Origin of the sequence: Anaeromyxobacter sp. SG66 (assembly GCF_022690805.1) — a bacterium.
Classification (GTDB): domain Bacteria; phylum Myxococcota; class Myxococcia; order Myxococcales; family Anaeromyxobacteraceae; genus Anaeromyxobacter; species Anaeromyxobacter soli.
In genome coordinates, this window is the sequence record NZ_JALCZC010000001.1 from 138,322 (window position 1) to 151,686 (window position 13,365).

Consider the following 13,365-nt stretch of genomic DNA (forward strand, 5'->3'; position numbering starts at 1 on the left):
GAGCTCGTGTTCCCCGCCCCGGACAGCTCCATGCGTTCGCCCGAGGCCAACCCGCAGAAGGTCCTGCGCCACGCGCTCGCGCGGGCCGGGATCGTCATCGGGTACGAGCACGTCTGCCGTCGATGCAAAGGGCGCGGGAGCGCTCATGCGGAACGGCACCTGGACGCCGAGGAGCGGCGCTGCCCCGCGTGCGGGATGCGCTTTTGGCCAAAGGCTCTCCCCCGTCCGATGCGCTTCCACGATCTCCGGCACACGACCGCGACGCTGCTGCTCCGCTCCGGCGTCCCGCTCCCCCACGTCCAGCGCATCATGCGGCACCGGGGTACGGGCACCTCGTGGCCGACGACCTCCGGAGCGCCGTCGAGCAGATCGTGCCGGTGCGCGGCGTGCCCCGGGGGCCGCGTTCTACCCGGCTTCTACCCGCGCTCCGCGCCGCAAACGACGAAGGCCGCGACCCGCCGGTTTCCCGTACGAAGTCGCGGCCTTCTGAGTCGGGGAGACAGGATTTGAACGGCTAGAAGTGGGTTGGGCTAACCAGGCGAAGGCGTTCCACTTTCTCCGGATTCGCTTGTGAGCACGCCCGCTTCAGCCATTCCGCTGCCATCCCTCTCTGTCCCGACGATCCTCGCGAATCCCCCTCCGTCGTGGAGCAGTCGTGGAGCACGAACGTGCTCCCCAGAACGGTTGCAGGGGTCTGGTACTCTCGGGGGTCCCAGTAGCGAAGACGAGTTCTTCAGGGGTGACGATGGCGATCACGAACGGGAGTTTCCTGAGACATCCGTCATTCGGTCTGTGCAAGGTCACCGGAATCGAGCAGGGAAAGGTCTATGTCGTCACGGAGGCCAGCGAGAAGAAGACCTTGCTGTCGTCGTACGTGCAGAAGTCCTGCGTAGAAGTGCCCACGGGTGATGTCGACCCCGCTAGCCCGCTGGTCGCACCGACGCCGAGGGCGGCACCCGGCAAAACCCGCCGGGTGGGCGCAAGCGTCGGCACTGGACGGTCACGACCCTGCTCGCACTGCGGCAAGCCGCTGAACCGAAGCTACTACTCTGCGGATGGGCGTCTGAAGTCGTGCCCGAACTGCTCAGCTGAGCCCGGGAGTGAGCAGCACATCTTCTACGACCATCCTCGCGCGTTCGGTACGACCGACGCGCGGAGCAACGACAGCACACCGGACGGTGTGCAGAGCTACTGCCTGGAATGCCGAGAGCGTGGGAGCGTCACTGGCCGGACACTCTGTGACGCCGTAGATCAGTAGCCGCTCGGGCGAACGAATGAAACTCGCAGCTACCGTTGCCCGCCTCGACGCCGTGGAGTGGCTCCGCACGATGAAGGCCGACTCCGTCGACCTGATCATCACCGACCCGGCGTACGAGTCGCTGGAGAAGCACCGTGCCATCGGCACGACGACGCGACTGAAGCACAGCAAGGCGTCCAGCAACGACTGGTTCAAGATCTTCCCCAACGCCAGATTCCCGGAGCTCTTCCGCGAGATGTACCGCGTACTGCGGAAGCACTCGCACCTCTACCTGTTCTGCGATCCCGAGACGATGCGCATCGCGAGCACCGTGGGAGAGGATGTGGGATTCAAATTCTGGAAGCCGCTGGTATGGGACAAGAAGCGGATCGGGATGGGCTACCACTACCGCTCGCGCTACGAGTTCATCCTGTTCTTCGAGAAGGGCAAGCGGAAGCTGAATGACCTCGGCGTGTCGGACATCATCGAGTGCGCACGTATCTACAACGGCTACCCGACCGAGAAGCCGGTCGAGGTCAGCGACGTCCTGGTGCGCCAGAGCACGGCACCTGGTGAACTCGTTGTCGACCCGTTCATGGGGTCCGGTTCGGTGGGCATCGCAGCAGTCCGCGCCGGACGGAACTTCGCCGGAAGCGACATCTGCGTAGAGGCGGCGAACGTCGCATCGAAGCGCTTCAGCGAGGTAGGCGTGAACGTCGAGGAGTGGCAGACCGCTCCGGGCCGACGTTCAGCAGCGCCTACTCGTACGACCTGAGCCTCACGTCAGAGTCGCTCGCCCTTCGTGAGTCAGATCAAGCGCTTGGGCGAGGTCAGTTCGACTCCGTCCGTGCCCCTCCTAGGGTAGGATCGCGTGGCCATGCCGGAGGTCTCCACAAGCCGTCGCCGAACGGCGTTGAGGGCGTTGTCGCTCCCGACGCTCCGCCGTATCGCGGGGAAGCACAACCTCGCTGTCAGCGACGGCCGAGCCCAATCGGCGCACGTTGAGGCTGGGCTTGATCCGGTTCCGCGGACAGTTTGACTAAGCTGCCTGCTTCTCCCGATACCGCCTCTCGAACTCGGCCGGACTCACCATGCCGATGGCCGAGTGACGCCGCTGCCGATTGTAGAACACCTCGATGTAGTCGAACGTCTTCGCCTCCGCGATCTCGTTCGTGTCGAACCGCTCCCCGCATTCCACCTTGAACGTGGAGTTCCAGCTCTCCATCGCCGCGTTGTCGAGGACCTCGCCTCTCCTGCTCATGCTGCAGGTGATGCCGTGCGCCTCGAGCACGTCCTGGTAGTCCTCGCTCGCGTACGTGCTGCCCTGGTCGGAGTGGTGCAGGAGGTCCGTGCCGGGGCACCGCTGAACGATGGCGCGTTTCAGCGCCGCGAGCGTGAGGTGGCGGTCGTTCACGGGCGACAGCGACCAGCCGACCACGCACTTCGAGAACAGGTCGAGGATGACAGCGAGGAAGAGCTTCCCGTTTCCCGTGACGAGCTCGGTAGTGTCGCCGACCCACTTCTGGTTCGGCCGGTCCGCCTCGAAGTTGCGGTCGAGGAGGTTCGCCGCGACCGGCTGGTCGTGGTCGCTGTTCGTCGTGCACTTGAAGCGCTTCCGGACGCGCCCTTTCAAGCCCTGCTGCTGCATGAGCCGGATGATGCGCTTGCGGCTCACATGAACGTCGTGCGTGTCGGCGAGCTCGGCCTGCACGCGCGGGCTGCCGTAGGTCCTCCGGCTCCTCTCATGTGCTTCACGGACGAGAACCGCGAGCTTCGCGTCCTCTACCGCGCGCGGCGGCGGCGCACGACCGACGGAGGCGTAGAACCCCGCCCTCGAGACTTCCAGGATCTTGCACAGCACCGTAATCGGGAACTCGGCCATCTTGGCGGCGATGAAGGCGAACTTCACCGCTGGTGCTTCGCGAAGTAGGCCGCGGCTTCTTTTAGGATGTCGCGCTCCATCGTGAGCTCGCGGACCTGCTTGCGCAGCTTCGCGAGCTCCTCCCGCTCTGCGGTGGTGAGGCCGGTCTTCCCCTTCGACCGGTCGGCTCGCGCCCGCTCGACCCAGCTCCCGACGACCGAGGAGTGGATGTCGAGGTCGCGCGCCACCGCCGAGATCGTCTTCCCCTCGTCGAGGACGAGGCGCACCGCCCCTGCCTTGAACTCGTCCGTGAACGACCTACGCGGGCGACGTGATATCGCCTTCGCCGGCTTCGACTGTTGGTTCATGCGGGACACCGTATCCGCCTTTCGCTCGGTGTCCGAAAAACCGGATCAAGCCCAGGCGCGCAGCACCCGAGACCAGTGCGCTGCCGGAAGCGTGGCGTTTTGGTTCAAGCAGCGCGCGGGCAAGCGGCCGCACGCACTCCCGAAGGACTTGGACGGCGCCTTCTACCGCCAACTCCCGCGCCGCGAGCTCGGCGCGCTCCCGTCCGCACGCGAGAGGAAGGACCTGATGGCGCTCGCGAAGAAGATCTACATCGCAGGTAGCTGAGGGAACGACGCGACGAACTCCAGGTCTGCAGGGCAGGCCAAGCCGCCTGAGCGGCTCCCGCTGACAGAACGGCGCTCGACCCTTGGCGCGCTGGCGCCACCCGCGAGGTCGATGCTCCAACACGAGCACGGCGCTGCCCGTCGGCGGCGTGGGGCCGTTCACACAACCCGAGTGCGTCCCTGTGGCCACAGTTCCGTTACCGAAGTTGCGTAGCGTCGAGTCGTGCTCTCTCCCGAAGCTCCTCACCGTCGCTGAGGTCGCCGAGGTCCTGAGGACCACGCCGAAGGCCGTCTACGGCCTCGTCGAACGCGGTCAGATCCCAGGCATCCACCGCGTGGGTCGTCGCCTGCTCTTCCGTCAGGAAGCGTTGGTACAGTGGCTTTCGGAGAAGAGTGGAACGCCTTCGCCGGAAGGATCTCGGCGATGAGCGTCAGAGTACGGAAGAGCAGAAGTGGAAGGGGCTGGGAAGTGGACGTCCTCGTCCGCACACCAGATGGAAGAAGACTCCGGGAGCGTGTCGACGCTCCCGTGAGCTCGAAGAGCGCCGCCCGGCGTTGGGGCGAGCAGCGGGAACACCAGCTCGCACTTCATGGCCGTCCGAAGAAGCGAGAGGTCCCGTCAGTGGACGAGTTCGGACCTCGGTACATCGTGGAGTACGCCGAGGCGAACCGGCAGAAGCCGAGCACCATTATCCAGAAGAAGCGGATCATCGAGCACTACCTCTCGCCGCGCATCGGCAAGAAGAAGCTCGACCAGGTGAACGACTCCGACGTGCAGAAGCTGAAGTCGGACCTGCTGCACCTCAGCCCGAAGACGACGAACAACGCGCTCGTCTGCCTCAACACGATGCTGAAGAGCGCCCTGGAGTGGGACGTCATCGAGCGGATGCCGTGCACATCAAGCTGCTGAAGGTCCCCCGCATCCTCGAACCGAAGTTCTACGAGCCGCACGAGTACGAGCGGCTCGTTGAGGCGGCGCGGAAGCTCGACCCCCGCATCGAGCTGTTCGTGCTTGCTCGGAGGAGACGCCGGTCTCCGTTGCGGCGAGATCATCGCGCTGGAGCAGTCGGACGTGGACGTGAAGCGCGGGTACCTCGTCGTGCGCCGCTCCGAGTGGGAGGGTCACCTGACCGTCCCGAAGAGCGGACGCGAGCGGAAGGTGATGCTCACGGAGCGCCTCAAGGCAGCGCTCACCAGGAACCGTCACATGCGTGGCGACCGGGTGCTCTGGCGCGACGACGGCTTCCCGAAGGTGAGCCAGGTGCTGCTCGCGAAGTGGATGTGCCGCGCGCAGCGGCTCGCCGGGCTCAAGGTCACCGGCGGGATCCACATCCTGCGCCACACGTTCTGCTCTCGACTGGCGATGGCTGGCGCTTCCACGAAGGCCATCCAGGAGCTCGCCGGCCACGAGCAGATCTCGACGACGCAGCGCTACATGCACCTGTCGCCGGCGGCGAAGTCCGAGGCCATCTCGCTGCTGGATCGGCGCGAGGACCTGAAGGCGGAGGGCTCAGAGCCGGAGGTGACGTCCCGCCGTGGAGCAGACGTGGAGCAGGAGGGGTCGAAGGGAGGGGCCTGAAAGAAGAAACCCTGTGGTTCCCGAAGGATCCACAGGGTTCCATGAGTCGGGGAGACAGGATTCGAACCTGCGACCCCTTGGTCCCGAAGGCTCAACGCCGGGATCCGATACGGTCGGCTCCGGTCCGATGGCGACCGATGTGCCCGAAATCATTGGGGACGGCTCCAGCGAGCGATCCGATACAGACCGGCCCCGCCGACCTGGACCGGGCGCCTCAGTCACGTTTCAGGCACGGCGTACTCTCGGTACGTCCCGGTTCTTGACCATTCGCGAAGTCGCTGACCGACTCCGCGTCAGCAGAGCAACCGTGTACCGACTGGTGGCCGAGGGCCGGATCCCGGCCGTGAGGGTCTCGTCGGGGGCCATTCGCGTGGACGTGGGCGGTCTACGTGGAGGCGGGAAGTAGCACGCACGCGGGGCGTCGCACCGCGCCCGCTGCGTTGTTGACCGCGAGGAGTCGCATTCCGTGCCCGCCATCGCGGAGCGGGCCTTCGCGGCTTCGCGGCGCCCTACCCTTCGGCCGCGCCGTACTCGAGCTCACTCCATCTTTCGAACGCACCACCGAAACTCGCGCACAGCGCATCGCTCTTGTGCACCGTCTCTTTCACCGGAGCTAGATCAAGCCCCAAGAATCGGTAAGACGAGAGGAGCCTAATCTGCAGACACGCGACCACGTCGATGATGATCCGGGCGAGGTGCGCGAGTTGGAGCGCGTCGCGCCGCTGAGGGGCTCGCTCCTCGCGTTCGCGCGGGAGAACGACCCCGGCGTAGTCGGCATGCTGCAGGTGGCTCATGGAACAGTACCCCCACGCCAGACCGGCAAACCCGACGTACGGCGAGTCATCGGCGCGCGTCAGAGCGCTGATCAAACCTCCGAAACTCCAAGCATGCTCCAGCTCAGTTCGACGCTTCTTGGGAAACCGCGACAAGATCGACTCCAACTCGTCTTTAGCGAGGAGTCGATCGCGGATCGCACGCCACTCCCCCGCACCAGCATTCGGAATCGCGGCCAAGAACTCTTCGGCTTTGCGATGGTCCTTCACCATCGCGAGGTCGAATAGGTACTCCGAGTACTCGGCATGCCGCTCCTTGAACGCCTCCGGCCTCTCGAGCAGGTAGACGAACTTGAGCGACGCCTCGAACACCGACCTGAGCACGATTTCCGCATCCCACACCTGCCCGTAGGCAGTCAGGCACAGGACGCTTTCTGAACTCCTTGCGGCGGCGGTAAGCAACAGGGCCAGCGTCTGGCGTTCGCGCTCGGTCCATCTCTCGTGGCGAGCCACGCTCGCGAAGAGGGGAAGCATCTCTCGCACCGTCATCAAGGCACGGTCCGACCAAGCACGGTGCGTCTCCCAGAACTCGGGATTCACTGCGAGCCTCCGCTCGGAAGCGAGTTCACGGCGGCGAACCGGCTGCCCCGCACTCGAAGGCGGCCCGAGAGCTTACGCATGCTCGATCGTCCCGACGTCGATCAGCGCCTGAAGGTGATCCGCGAGCGTCTTCGGCACGGGCCCACCATTGACCAGGACCCCCGCCTCCATGTTCTTCTCGAGGGCATACGCCGTCAGGTTGGCGCTCGTGATGAACGCGCGTGCGCCATCGACGACGGCGACCTTCGCGTGGACCTTGCCTTCGACGAACGGTTCCGGCTTCTGCTTCCACGTGAAGAGCTCAGCCGCAGGAACACTCGTTCGCATCGTCGCCGCGGGATCGATGTCCAGGCTGCCGCCGTGCGTCGTCGAAGCCTCCAACAACACCCGCACCCGCACGCCGCGGCTTGCCGCCTCGTTCAACGCCTTGACGACGCTTCCCACGCTGTAGGCGACGAAGCTCACGAGGATGAGGTCGGACTGTGCCCCGCGGATGAGGTCGAGAAGCACCTGCTCCGTCCTTCGTGTCGGGACGAAGGGGGTCGTCGGGCCCGTCCAGACCAGCTCGATGCTCAGCTCTCCTTCGACGCGGAGACGCGCCTGCGAAGCGCCGAGGAGCATGCCCGCGACCTCGTCGCCGGTCACTTGGGCCGTCGCCCAAGCGGCCAAGATGCGCGCTACCGCCTCGCGCCCGGGAGGCGTATCCGCCAGCGTGTACACCGGCGGAGCATCCTGGGGTGCCGAAAGCCCGCGCAACTTACCCGCGACAGCTCGAATTCGTCCCGGAGATGCGAGGGCGACCAGGTCTGTCACCGCATCGAGGAGCTCGTCCATCAGATCCCCGCGAACAAGGCCGAGTCGGTGACTTGGAGAGTCGGGATGACGAGCGCGCGATCGAGGTAGCGGTTGCCGCACTCGCATGATGTCTCGGAAACGAAAGAACACGCGTGGCACGAGGCGGCGTGGAGCGTCGAGTCGGTCCTCGGGTTGTGCTCGGCGCACAGCGGGTCGGACGCACAGACCTTCGCGCGGTCGAGGGCCTGTCGCAGCAGACGGCCGAGGTTTTCTGGCTTGCCGAGATCGACGAGGCCCCCGAGCGTGCCGTCGGAGTCGGCCGCTGCCGTGTAGATCAGGATGCCCGCTTGCGACTTCCCGTCCTCGGTGTCGGCATACACGCGCTCTCGGATGCTCGCCGCGTTGTATCCGCAGTCGAGCGCAAGCTCGCGGATGAGCAGATGGGCGATGGTGTGGAGCAGCGCGAAGCGCATGCCGGGAAACCCCGGATCGGGTTCGAGCCCGCGTCGCGCACGCCACCCACGATGTCCTCGCCGAAGCTCGGCCTCCTGAGCTCGAGGGCCTGTCCCCGCCGCCCACTTCACGAGCGCCTCCTCCGAGAACTGCAGGAAGATGCCCTCGCCGTGTACCTGCGTGGCCGGAACCCAGTTGGGAGCCGTACGACCGATTGGCGCGCGTGGCGCACGCTCCTCGCCACCGCCCTCGTTGGGCGACTCGACACGCGTAAAGCCGAGCAGCGCGTTCACTTCGCGTAGCCGCTCGAGGAGTAGCACGCGCGAGAGATAGGGCTCGAAACCCGCGGGGATGTCGGCCTTCTTACTCATGAAGTACGGGTAGTCGGTCGGCGGCGTCGACGACGTGAGGACATCCCACTCGGGCCCCTTCAGATCGAGCTCCTCGTCCCCCGCCGCACCTGCCCGCTGGGCTTCGACGGCCTCCCAGACCTGATCGCCGGTGAACGCTTCGATGCCGGGCAACTGCGCCGTCTTCTTCAGGGTCTTCACCACCGCCGCCGCCTCGGCGGCATTCTCGACATCCTCGAAGAACGTCCAGCCGTCGGCAACGAGTTGGGCGAGCGGACTCCCCGTCTGCGGGATAGCGAGCACCGAGAGCGTTACGGGAAACCAGCCGTTCGTCGCGCCGAGGAGGATGGCGCGCGGGACTTCGGCGCAGCCGTCATCGAAGCGGTTGAGGTGGGGATGACGCCCGCGACAGCCCGGAAGGTTGTCCTTGCCGACCTGCCCGAAGGCCTGGGCCATGCTCTTGGCGGCGTTGCACGAGTCGCAGCGTACCCACAGGTTCTCGGTCTGCAGTGAGGCGCCGCTCTCGAAGAAGCGTAGCGTTCCCTTGCAGGCGCTCGGCCCACCGTGCACGAACCAGTGCCACGGGAAGTCGTCGAGATGACCTTTGCGGCACGCGAGCAGGAAGCGCGCGGGAACCGCGTCCGCATCGCGAGGCTTCTGATCTCCACGTGAGCCGGTGCAGCCTTTATGGACGAAGCACGTGCGCTCGGGCCTATAACGGTTCGCCTTGAGATCGAACAAGCCCGCGTCGAACGGCGAGAGCAAGCCGCACTTCACGCACCGCATCCAGCGCGGGAACGGCTTCACGGGCACGCCGACCAGCGCCTCGGGCGAGAACGGATCGACCACGTCGCTGTCCGTCAGCGGGGGCATGCGGAGCGACTCGACCTGCTCCCCGAGCACGCGCCGCACGTTGGCTAGCAGACGCGCCTCTTGGATCGGCTGGCATCGCCCCACCTCCCAGCGGTCGATCCCCATCGTGACGACGGAAAGGTTCGGGAGATCGATTAGCGAACCGGGCCCGTAGGTCCACAGGAGCTGGCTCGGGCGGACTTCGCCCACCGGCGTCTTGCTCATCGCGACGCCTCCACGTCCAGCGCGTCATCATCGGTGGGGCGCGGGCGCCATGCCGGATCTTGGTTGGAGCGATCGTCCTCCATCACGAGATTCACACCGGGCTCGACTTCGCGCATCGACATGGGAACCGTCCACGTCGACCAAGGGCGAATGCCAGGGGCTTCCAGCATTGGGTACGCGGTGGGACCGGCGCCGTACTTCTGATAGACGAGGACGCGTCCCGGAACGGCCGCTTCCTTCGCCCACTCGTCGGCGCGGCTCTTCATCTCTGCGCTGGCCCGGCTCCTCTTCGCCGAGTCCTCGGTAACCTCCCACGTGCGCTCGGTGACCGATTCGATCGTGGCGACCATTTCCGGGCGGCTCGGGCTATCGAGCGCACCCGCACCCGCGTTCGGAGCAAACGGCTCGAAGCGGTTCCGCATCACGGCGAGCATCGCGCCGGTGAGCCCACGGTCCATCGCGCGTGGTGAGAACGGCGTGACCGACTGCGCCTCGACGTGCTGGTAGAAGGTCGCGTGATAGTGCTCGAAGGTCTCGTAGTGCGACAGGTCGCGAGGTCTCGCCCACGTGAGCACCGCCGCCACGAGGCCGGGGAACGCCCGGCCGACGCGGCTCGTCGCCTGGATGTACTCCGCGGTCCCCTTCGGCTGGCCGTTCACGACCATGACCCCGAGGCGGTTCACGTCGACGCCGACCGATAGCATGTTCGTCGCAAGCACGACGTCGATGGGCCGAGGACCGTCGGGCGCGCGCTGGCTGACGAACTTGTCCTTGGTCGGGTCGAACACGCCGTCGAAGGGGATCTCGAGCTGGTCGAGGTACTTCGGGATGTCGGCGTTGCTCACGCGCGAGGTCAGCTCGGCGATGGTCGAGACGCTCCGTTGCTCGAGCCCGGGGCGCTGTACGAGGCTCATCTTCACGCGGTACGAACGGGTCTGGACGTCGTCTTCCGCGAGCCGCTTCATGCCGCCGAGCTCGCGCAGCGAGTTGAAGTAGCCGACCATCGTCATATAGGGATCGGCGACCGGGCCGAACGCGTCGAAGAGCCCCTGCGCTGCCGTGAGGAACGCGGTGTACGTGCGGATGAGCACGGCCGGCCTCGAGCTGCCGGGCGAGCAGATCCCAAGGTAGCGCCGCCCTGGCTTCCTCTCGACGGAGCGCTGTACCGAGAAGAAGTCGTCTTCGACGTCGAGCGCCTTCGGCGGGAAGATCGCGAGGCGCCGCATGAATACGTTTCGCACTTGATCGCCGGCCCGCCGAACCGTCGCGGTCGACGCGACGACCTTCGGGCGTACCTTGGACTTCCCGATTCGCCACGAGCAGAGGTCGTCGACGGCGGTCTCGTAGAGTCCGACCATCGTGCCGAGTGGACCGCTGATGAGGTGGAACTCGTCCTGTATGATGAGGTCGGGGGGGCGCACACCGCGCGTCGGCTTCACCTTCGCAGCTGGATGAGGCCTCTTCGCCTTGTGGCCAGTGCCGCAGTCGTGGCCCGGCCAGAGCAGCCCGTGGCGCTCGCACTCCTCCTTCACGTTGCCGAACAGCGTCCGCACCTCCGGCCGCCAGGCCATCATCGCGAACTTGTCGACGGTGGCGATCATCATCGTCGGAGGCCGGTGGTAGATCTCCTCATCCACGAGCTTCACCGGCAGACCGGGATGCGCGTTGGTGTTCGACTTCGCCTTGCTGAACTCGCATTGCGAGAGCTTGTCGCCGCAGTAGATGGCGGTACGACCGGCGGTCTTGTCGACCTCGATATCGCGACCGGGCTGAATCTCTGAGCCACACCAGGGGCAGCTCGTGAGCTGCGCGGGCGACGCGATGCCGGCGCGGTTGCGGTCCTTGTCGCGGATGGCCTCGATGGCTTGGTGCGAAGCCTCAGTGGTTCCCGGCGTAACCTTGTTGCCCACCCAGAGGCCGAGCGTGAACGGCTCCGCGCCCCACTTCGAAACGTCAGCGGCACGGATGACTTCCATCGCGCAGAGCAGCGTCGCGGCACGTTGGAACTGCTGCAGCGTCAAGAGGCGCAGCGTGTACCGCATGATGACGGTTAGCCCGCGGACGCCGTCGAGGTCCTCGACCACCCCTTGCAGTCGGCGAATGCCCATCGCAAACGCCGCGACACCGAGGTACGCCTCGGTCTTGCCACCGCCCGTGGGAAACCAGAGGAGGTCGGCGAATGCCTCGGCGGGACTCGTGCGATCGGTGTGCTTGGGGTCGGCGAGCGATGGAATCGACAGCAGCAGGAACGCGAGCTGGAACGGGCGCCACGATCGGTTCTTCCGCACGTCGACGTCAGCGAGAGTCAGCTCTTCGCCACGACGGCGCTTCAGCGCGTAGATGCCTCGCACGCGTTGGCGGGCCATCGCTCGGTTGGCGAAGCGGAAGGCCTCCAGTGCCTTCGGGTCGGCTAGCAGCACCTTTAGGCCTGCCTGCAGGCGTTCGAGCGTGGTCTTGCAGCGGCTCAGCGCTTCGTTGGCCGTAGCGTCGTATCCCGTGATCTCCGTGCCGACGCGCGTGCGTTGATCGTCGATCCACGCGGCGTAGTCGTCGACGAGCGTCTTCAGCGCCTCTTCGAGTTCGGGCTTCTCGCGGTCGGCGAGCGAGAGCATGTCGAGCCAGCCTCGCTCGACCATCTTCCTCATCGCAGGACGGTCGTCGAAACCAAGACCCGGCGTCTCGGTGACTGGCACCTCGTAGCGCGGGATCACCTCGGTGCGGACGAGCGTGGCGCGCGTCGGGTCGTTCGCGGGCGACTCGGCGTGTACCGCCACACCGTGGCCCACGGCGAACTCCACGCGGCGTCGGTAGATGAGCCCGAGGTGGTCGCGCTCGGCATCGTTCACGACGACGTCGTTGCTCGGACGCCGGAGGAATACGGGAGCCCCGGCCGCCTCGCCCGACCCCGTCACGCCGAGCTCGGGCTGGAAGAGCCAGGCACTGTCGCGGTTGGTCTCGGGTTCGAACTGGCCGTTCACCAGGAACAGCGTGACGAGCCGCTCACCCTTGGCGTTGGTGCGCACGGCGCCCTGGATGCGGACCGCCTCCAGCTCCGCATCGGGCACCAGCGGCTCGATGGGGCCGTCCTCGAGCGTGAGGGTCACGCGCCCGCCGCGCGGGAAGCGGCGCCAGACCTTCACCTTCGTTTCATCGACCTCACCGGTCTCGCGGTTCTTCCTCGGCCTCGTGTACTCGTGTTCCTCCTTCGGAACACGGGCATAGCTGCCCCAGCGCGCGGTGACTTCCAGCGTCTTCACGTCGGGGCCGACGCAGAAGGTGAGGCCCATGCTCGAGGGCACGAGAGACTGATTGTTGGTCGTGTCGATCTCGTCGAGCGCGTCGTCTTCGGGCTCGACGCGCCCGCTCGCGCGGTTGAACTCGGCGCCTGGCTCGTGGAGCGGGGCATCGTTCTCCTGCGCCGAGTCGTTCTGTTCGTCGGCTGCCGCCGACGGCTCGACCTCGGTGCCCGTCGTAGCGTCTCCGGGCTTTCGCGGCGCGAGCTTACCGACGAGGTAGCGGTCGCGGACGCTCATGTCGACGACCAGCTCCCCTGGTCCGTTGGCTGGGCCGAGCAGATCGTCGCGTGTCGCCAGCTCGAGCAGCTCGCGAACGTAAGCGGCGTCTTGGATGAGCGGTACGTCGCCGGGCGACGAGACGCTGTCGCGCGCCAGCACGGCGGTCAGGTCCTCGGAACGCAGGCGCGTAACGAGCCCTGTCGGCAGCGTGAGCCCAATGTCCGCGAGCGAGCCCGCCTTCTGCACCGGCTGAAGCTTGTCGAAGTAGATCGTGGTCGCTTCGAGGTCGGCGCGGATGCGCAGGATGCGCCCCACGCGCCTCAGGCCTCCGGTCGCGTCGACGACGACGACCCAGTGGCCAGGAGTGAACGCTCCGACGCCGGCCCGATCACCGGCGAGCCGAAGGACGAACGGACCGAGCGGCGTCGCCTCCTTGGCGAGCCATGCCTGTGTGCTCGATGCGGAGGTCGTCGTCATGCGCGGCTCCCGTTCA

Annotated in this window: 12 protein-coding genes; 7 read left to right on the plus strand and 5 right to left on the minus strand. The window is 66.4% G+C overall.

Annotated features, from left to right (window positions below):
* The first annotated feature begins 228 nt into the window (after positions 1 to 228).
* Both MNZ39_RS25070 and MNZ39_RS00620 read left to right on the plus strand, forming a co-directional pair.
* Positions 229 to 510: a tyrosine-type recombinase/integrase gene (locus MNZ39_RS25070; RefSeq protein ID WP_374202545.1), complete on the plus strand. Its 282-nt coding sequence runs from the start codon at positions 229 to 231 to the stop codon at positions 508 to 510.
* A gap of 764 nt (positions 511 to 1,274) precedes the next feature.
* On the plus strand, positions 1,275 to 2,012 hold the full coding sequence (locus tag MNZ39_RS00620; RefSeq protein WP_242333093.1) for a site-specific DNA-methyltransferase: 738 nt from the start codon (positions 1,275 to 1,277) through the stop codon (positions 2,010 to 2,012).
* 264 nt (positions 2,013 to 2,276) lie between these two features.
* On the opposite strand, the gene MNZ39_RS00625 is transcribed toward MNZ39_RS00620, so the two are convergent.
* A protein-coding gene (locus tag MNZ39_RS00625) for an IS3 family transposase (RefSeq protein ID WP_242333172.1) occupies positions 2,277 to 3,436 on the minus strand; the annotation gives its coding sequence in 2 pieces (ribosomal slippage) (positions 2,277 to 3,178 and positions 3,178 to 3,436; 1,161 coding nt in all).
* Positions 3,437 to 3,464: 28 nt separating this feature from the next.
* On the opposite strand from MNZ39_RS00625, the gene MNZ39_RS00630 reads away from it, so the two are divergent.
* From MNZ39_RS00630 to MNZ39_RS25080, 5 genes are all read left to right on the plus strand, one after another.
* On the plus strand, positions 3,465 to 3,731 hold the full coding sequence (locus tag MNZ39_RS00630) for a phage Gp37/Gp68 family protein (protein WP_242333095.1): 267 nt from the start codon (positions 3,465 to 3,467) through the stop codon (positions 3,729 to 3,731).
* 181 nt (positions 3,732 to 3,912) lie between these two features.
* Entirely contained in the window at positions 3,913 to 4,158 is a 246-nt protein-coding gene (locus MNZ39_RS25075; RefSeq protein ID WP_242333097.1) for a helix-turn-helix domain-containing protein, read from the plus strand.
* A gap of 194 nt (positions 4,159 to 4,352) precedes the next feature.
* On the plus strand, positions 4,353 to 4,640 hold the full coding sequence (locus tag MNZ39_RS24760) for an N-terminal phage integrase SAM-like domain-containing protein (protein WP_242333099.1): 288 nt from the start codon (positions 4,353 to 4,355) through the stop codon (positions 4,638 to 4,640).
* A gap of 102 nt (positions 4,641 to 4,742) precedes the next feature.
* Entirely contained in the window at positions 4,743 to 5,309 is a 567-nt protein-coding gene (locus MNZ39_RS00645) for a site-specific integrase (protein ID WP_242333101.1), read from the plus strand.
* A gap of 127 nt (positions 5,310 to 5,436) precedes the next feature.
* Positions 5,437 to 5,715, plus strand: coding sequence for a helix-turn-helix domain-containing protein (locus MNZ39_RS25080; protein WP_242333174.1), 279 nt, complete (start codon positions 5,437 to 5,439; stop codon positions 5,713 to 5,715).
* A gap of 103 nt (positions 5,716 to 5,818) precedes the next feature.
* On the opposite strand, the gene MNZ39_RS00655 is transcribed toward MNZ39_RS25080, so the two are convergent.
* From MNZ39_RS00655 to drmA, 4 genes are all read right to left on the minus strand, one after another.
* The gene (locus MNZ39_RS00655; RefSeq protein WP_242333103.1) at positions 5,819 to 6,616 is read right to left on the minus strand and encodes a DUF5677 domain-containing protein; all 798 of its coding nucleotides are present in this window, start codon (positions 6,614 to 6,616) and stop codon (positions 5,819 to 5,821) included.
* Positions 6,617 to 6,754: 138 nt separating this feature from the next.
* Positions 6,755 to 7,516 carry a DISARM system phospholipase D-like protein DrmC gene (drmC, locus tag MNZ39_RS00660; protein ID WP_242333105.1) on the minus strand — a complete coding sequence of 254 codons (762 nt, stop codon included), beginning with the start codon at positions 7,514 to 7,516 and terminating at the stop codon, positions 6,755 to 6,757.
* Complete coding sequence (gene drmB, locus MNZ39_RS00665) at positions 7,516 to 9,357, minus strand: DUF1998 domain-containing protein (RefSeq protein WP_242333107.1); 1,842 nt, start codon at positions 9,355 to 9,357, stop codon at positions 7,516 to 7,518. Before drmB ends, drmC begins: the two co-directional genes overlap by 1 nt.
* On the minus strand, positions 9,354 to 13,349 hold the full coding sequence (gene drmA, locus MNZ39_RS00670; RefSeq protein WP_242333109.1) for a DISARM system helicase DrmA: 3,996 nt from the start codon (positions 13,347 to 13,349) through the stop codon (positions 9,354 to 9,356). The genes drmB and drmA overlap by 4 nt, the downstream gene beginning before the upstream one ends.
* Positions 13,350 to 13,365: the final 16 nt, after the last annotated feature.

Coding starts and splice junctions, on each gene's coding strand:
- MNZ39_RS25070 (WP_374202545.1), top strand. CDS start 229: ATGCGCTTCCACGATCTCCGGCACACGACCGCGACGCTGCTGCTCCGC.
- MNZ39_RS00620 (WP_242333093.1), top strand. CDS start 1,275: ATGAAACTCGCAGCTACCGTTGCCCGCCTCGACGCCGTGGAGTGGCTC.
- drmA (WP_242333109.1), bottom strand. CDS start 13,349: ATGACGACGACCTCCGCATCGAGCACACAGGCATGGCTCGCCAAGGAG.
- MNZ39_RS00630 (WP_242333095.1), top strand. CDS start 3,465: ATGCGGGACACCGTATCCGCCTTTCGCTCGGTGTCCGAAAAACCGGAT.
- MNZ39_RS25080 (WP_242333174.1), top strand. CDS start 5,437: ATGGCGACCGATGTGCCCGAAATCATTGGGGACGGCTCCAGCGAGCGA.
- drmB (WP_242333107.1), bottom strand. CDS start 9,357: ATGAGCAAGACGCCGGTGGGCGAAGTCCGCCCGAGCCAGCTCCTGTGG.
- MNZ39_RS00655 (WP_242333103.1), bottom strand. CDS start 6,616: ATGCTTCCCCTCTTCGCGAGCGTGGCTCGCCACGAGAGATGGACCGAG.
- drmC (WP_242333105.1), bottom strand. CDS start 7,516: ATGGACGAGCTCCTCGATGCGGTGACAGACCTGGTCGCCCTCGCATCT.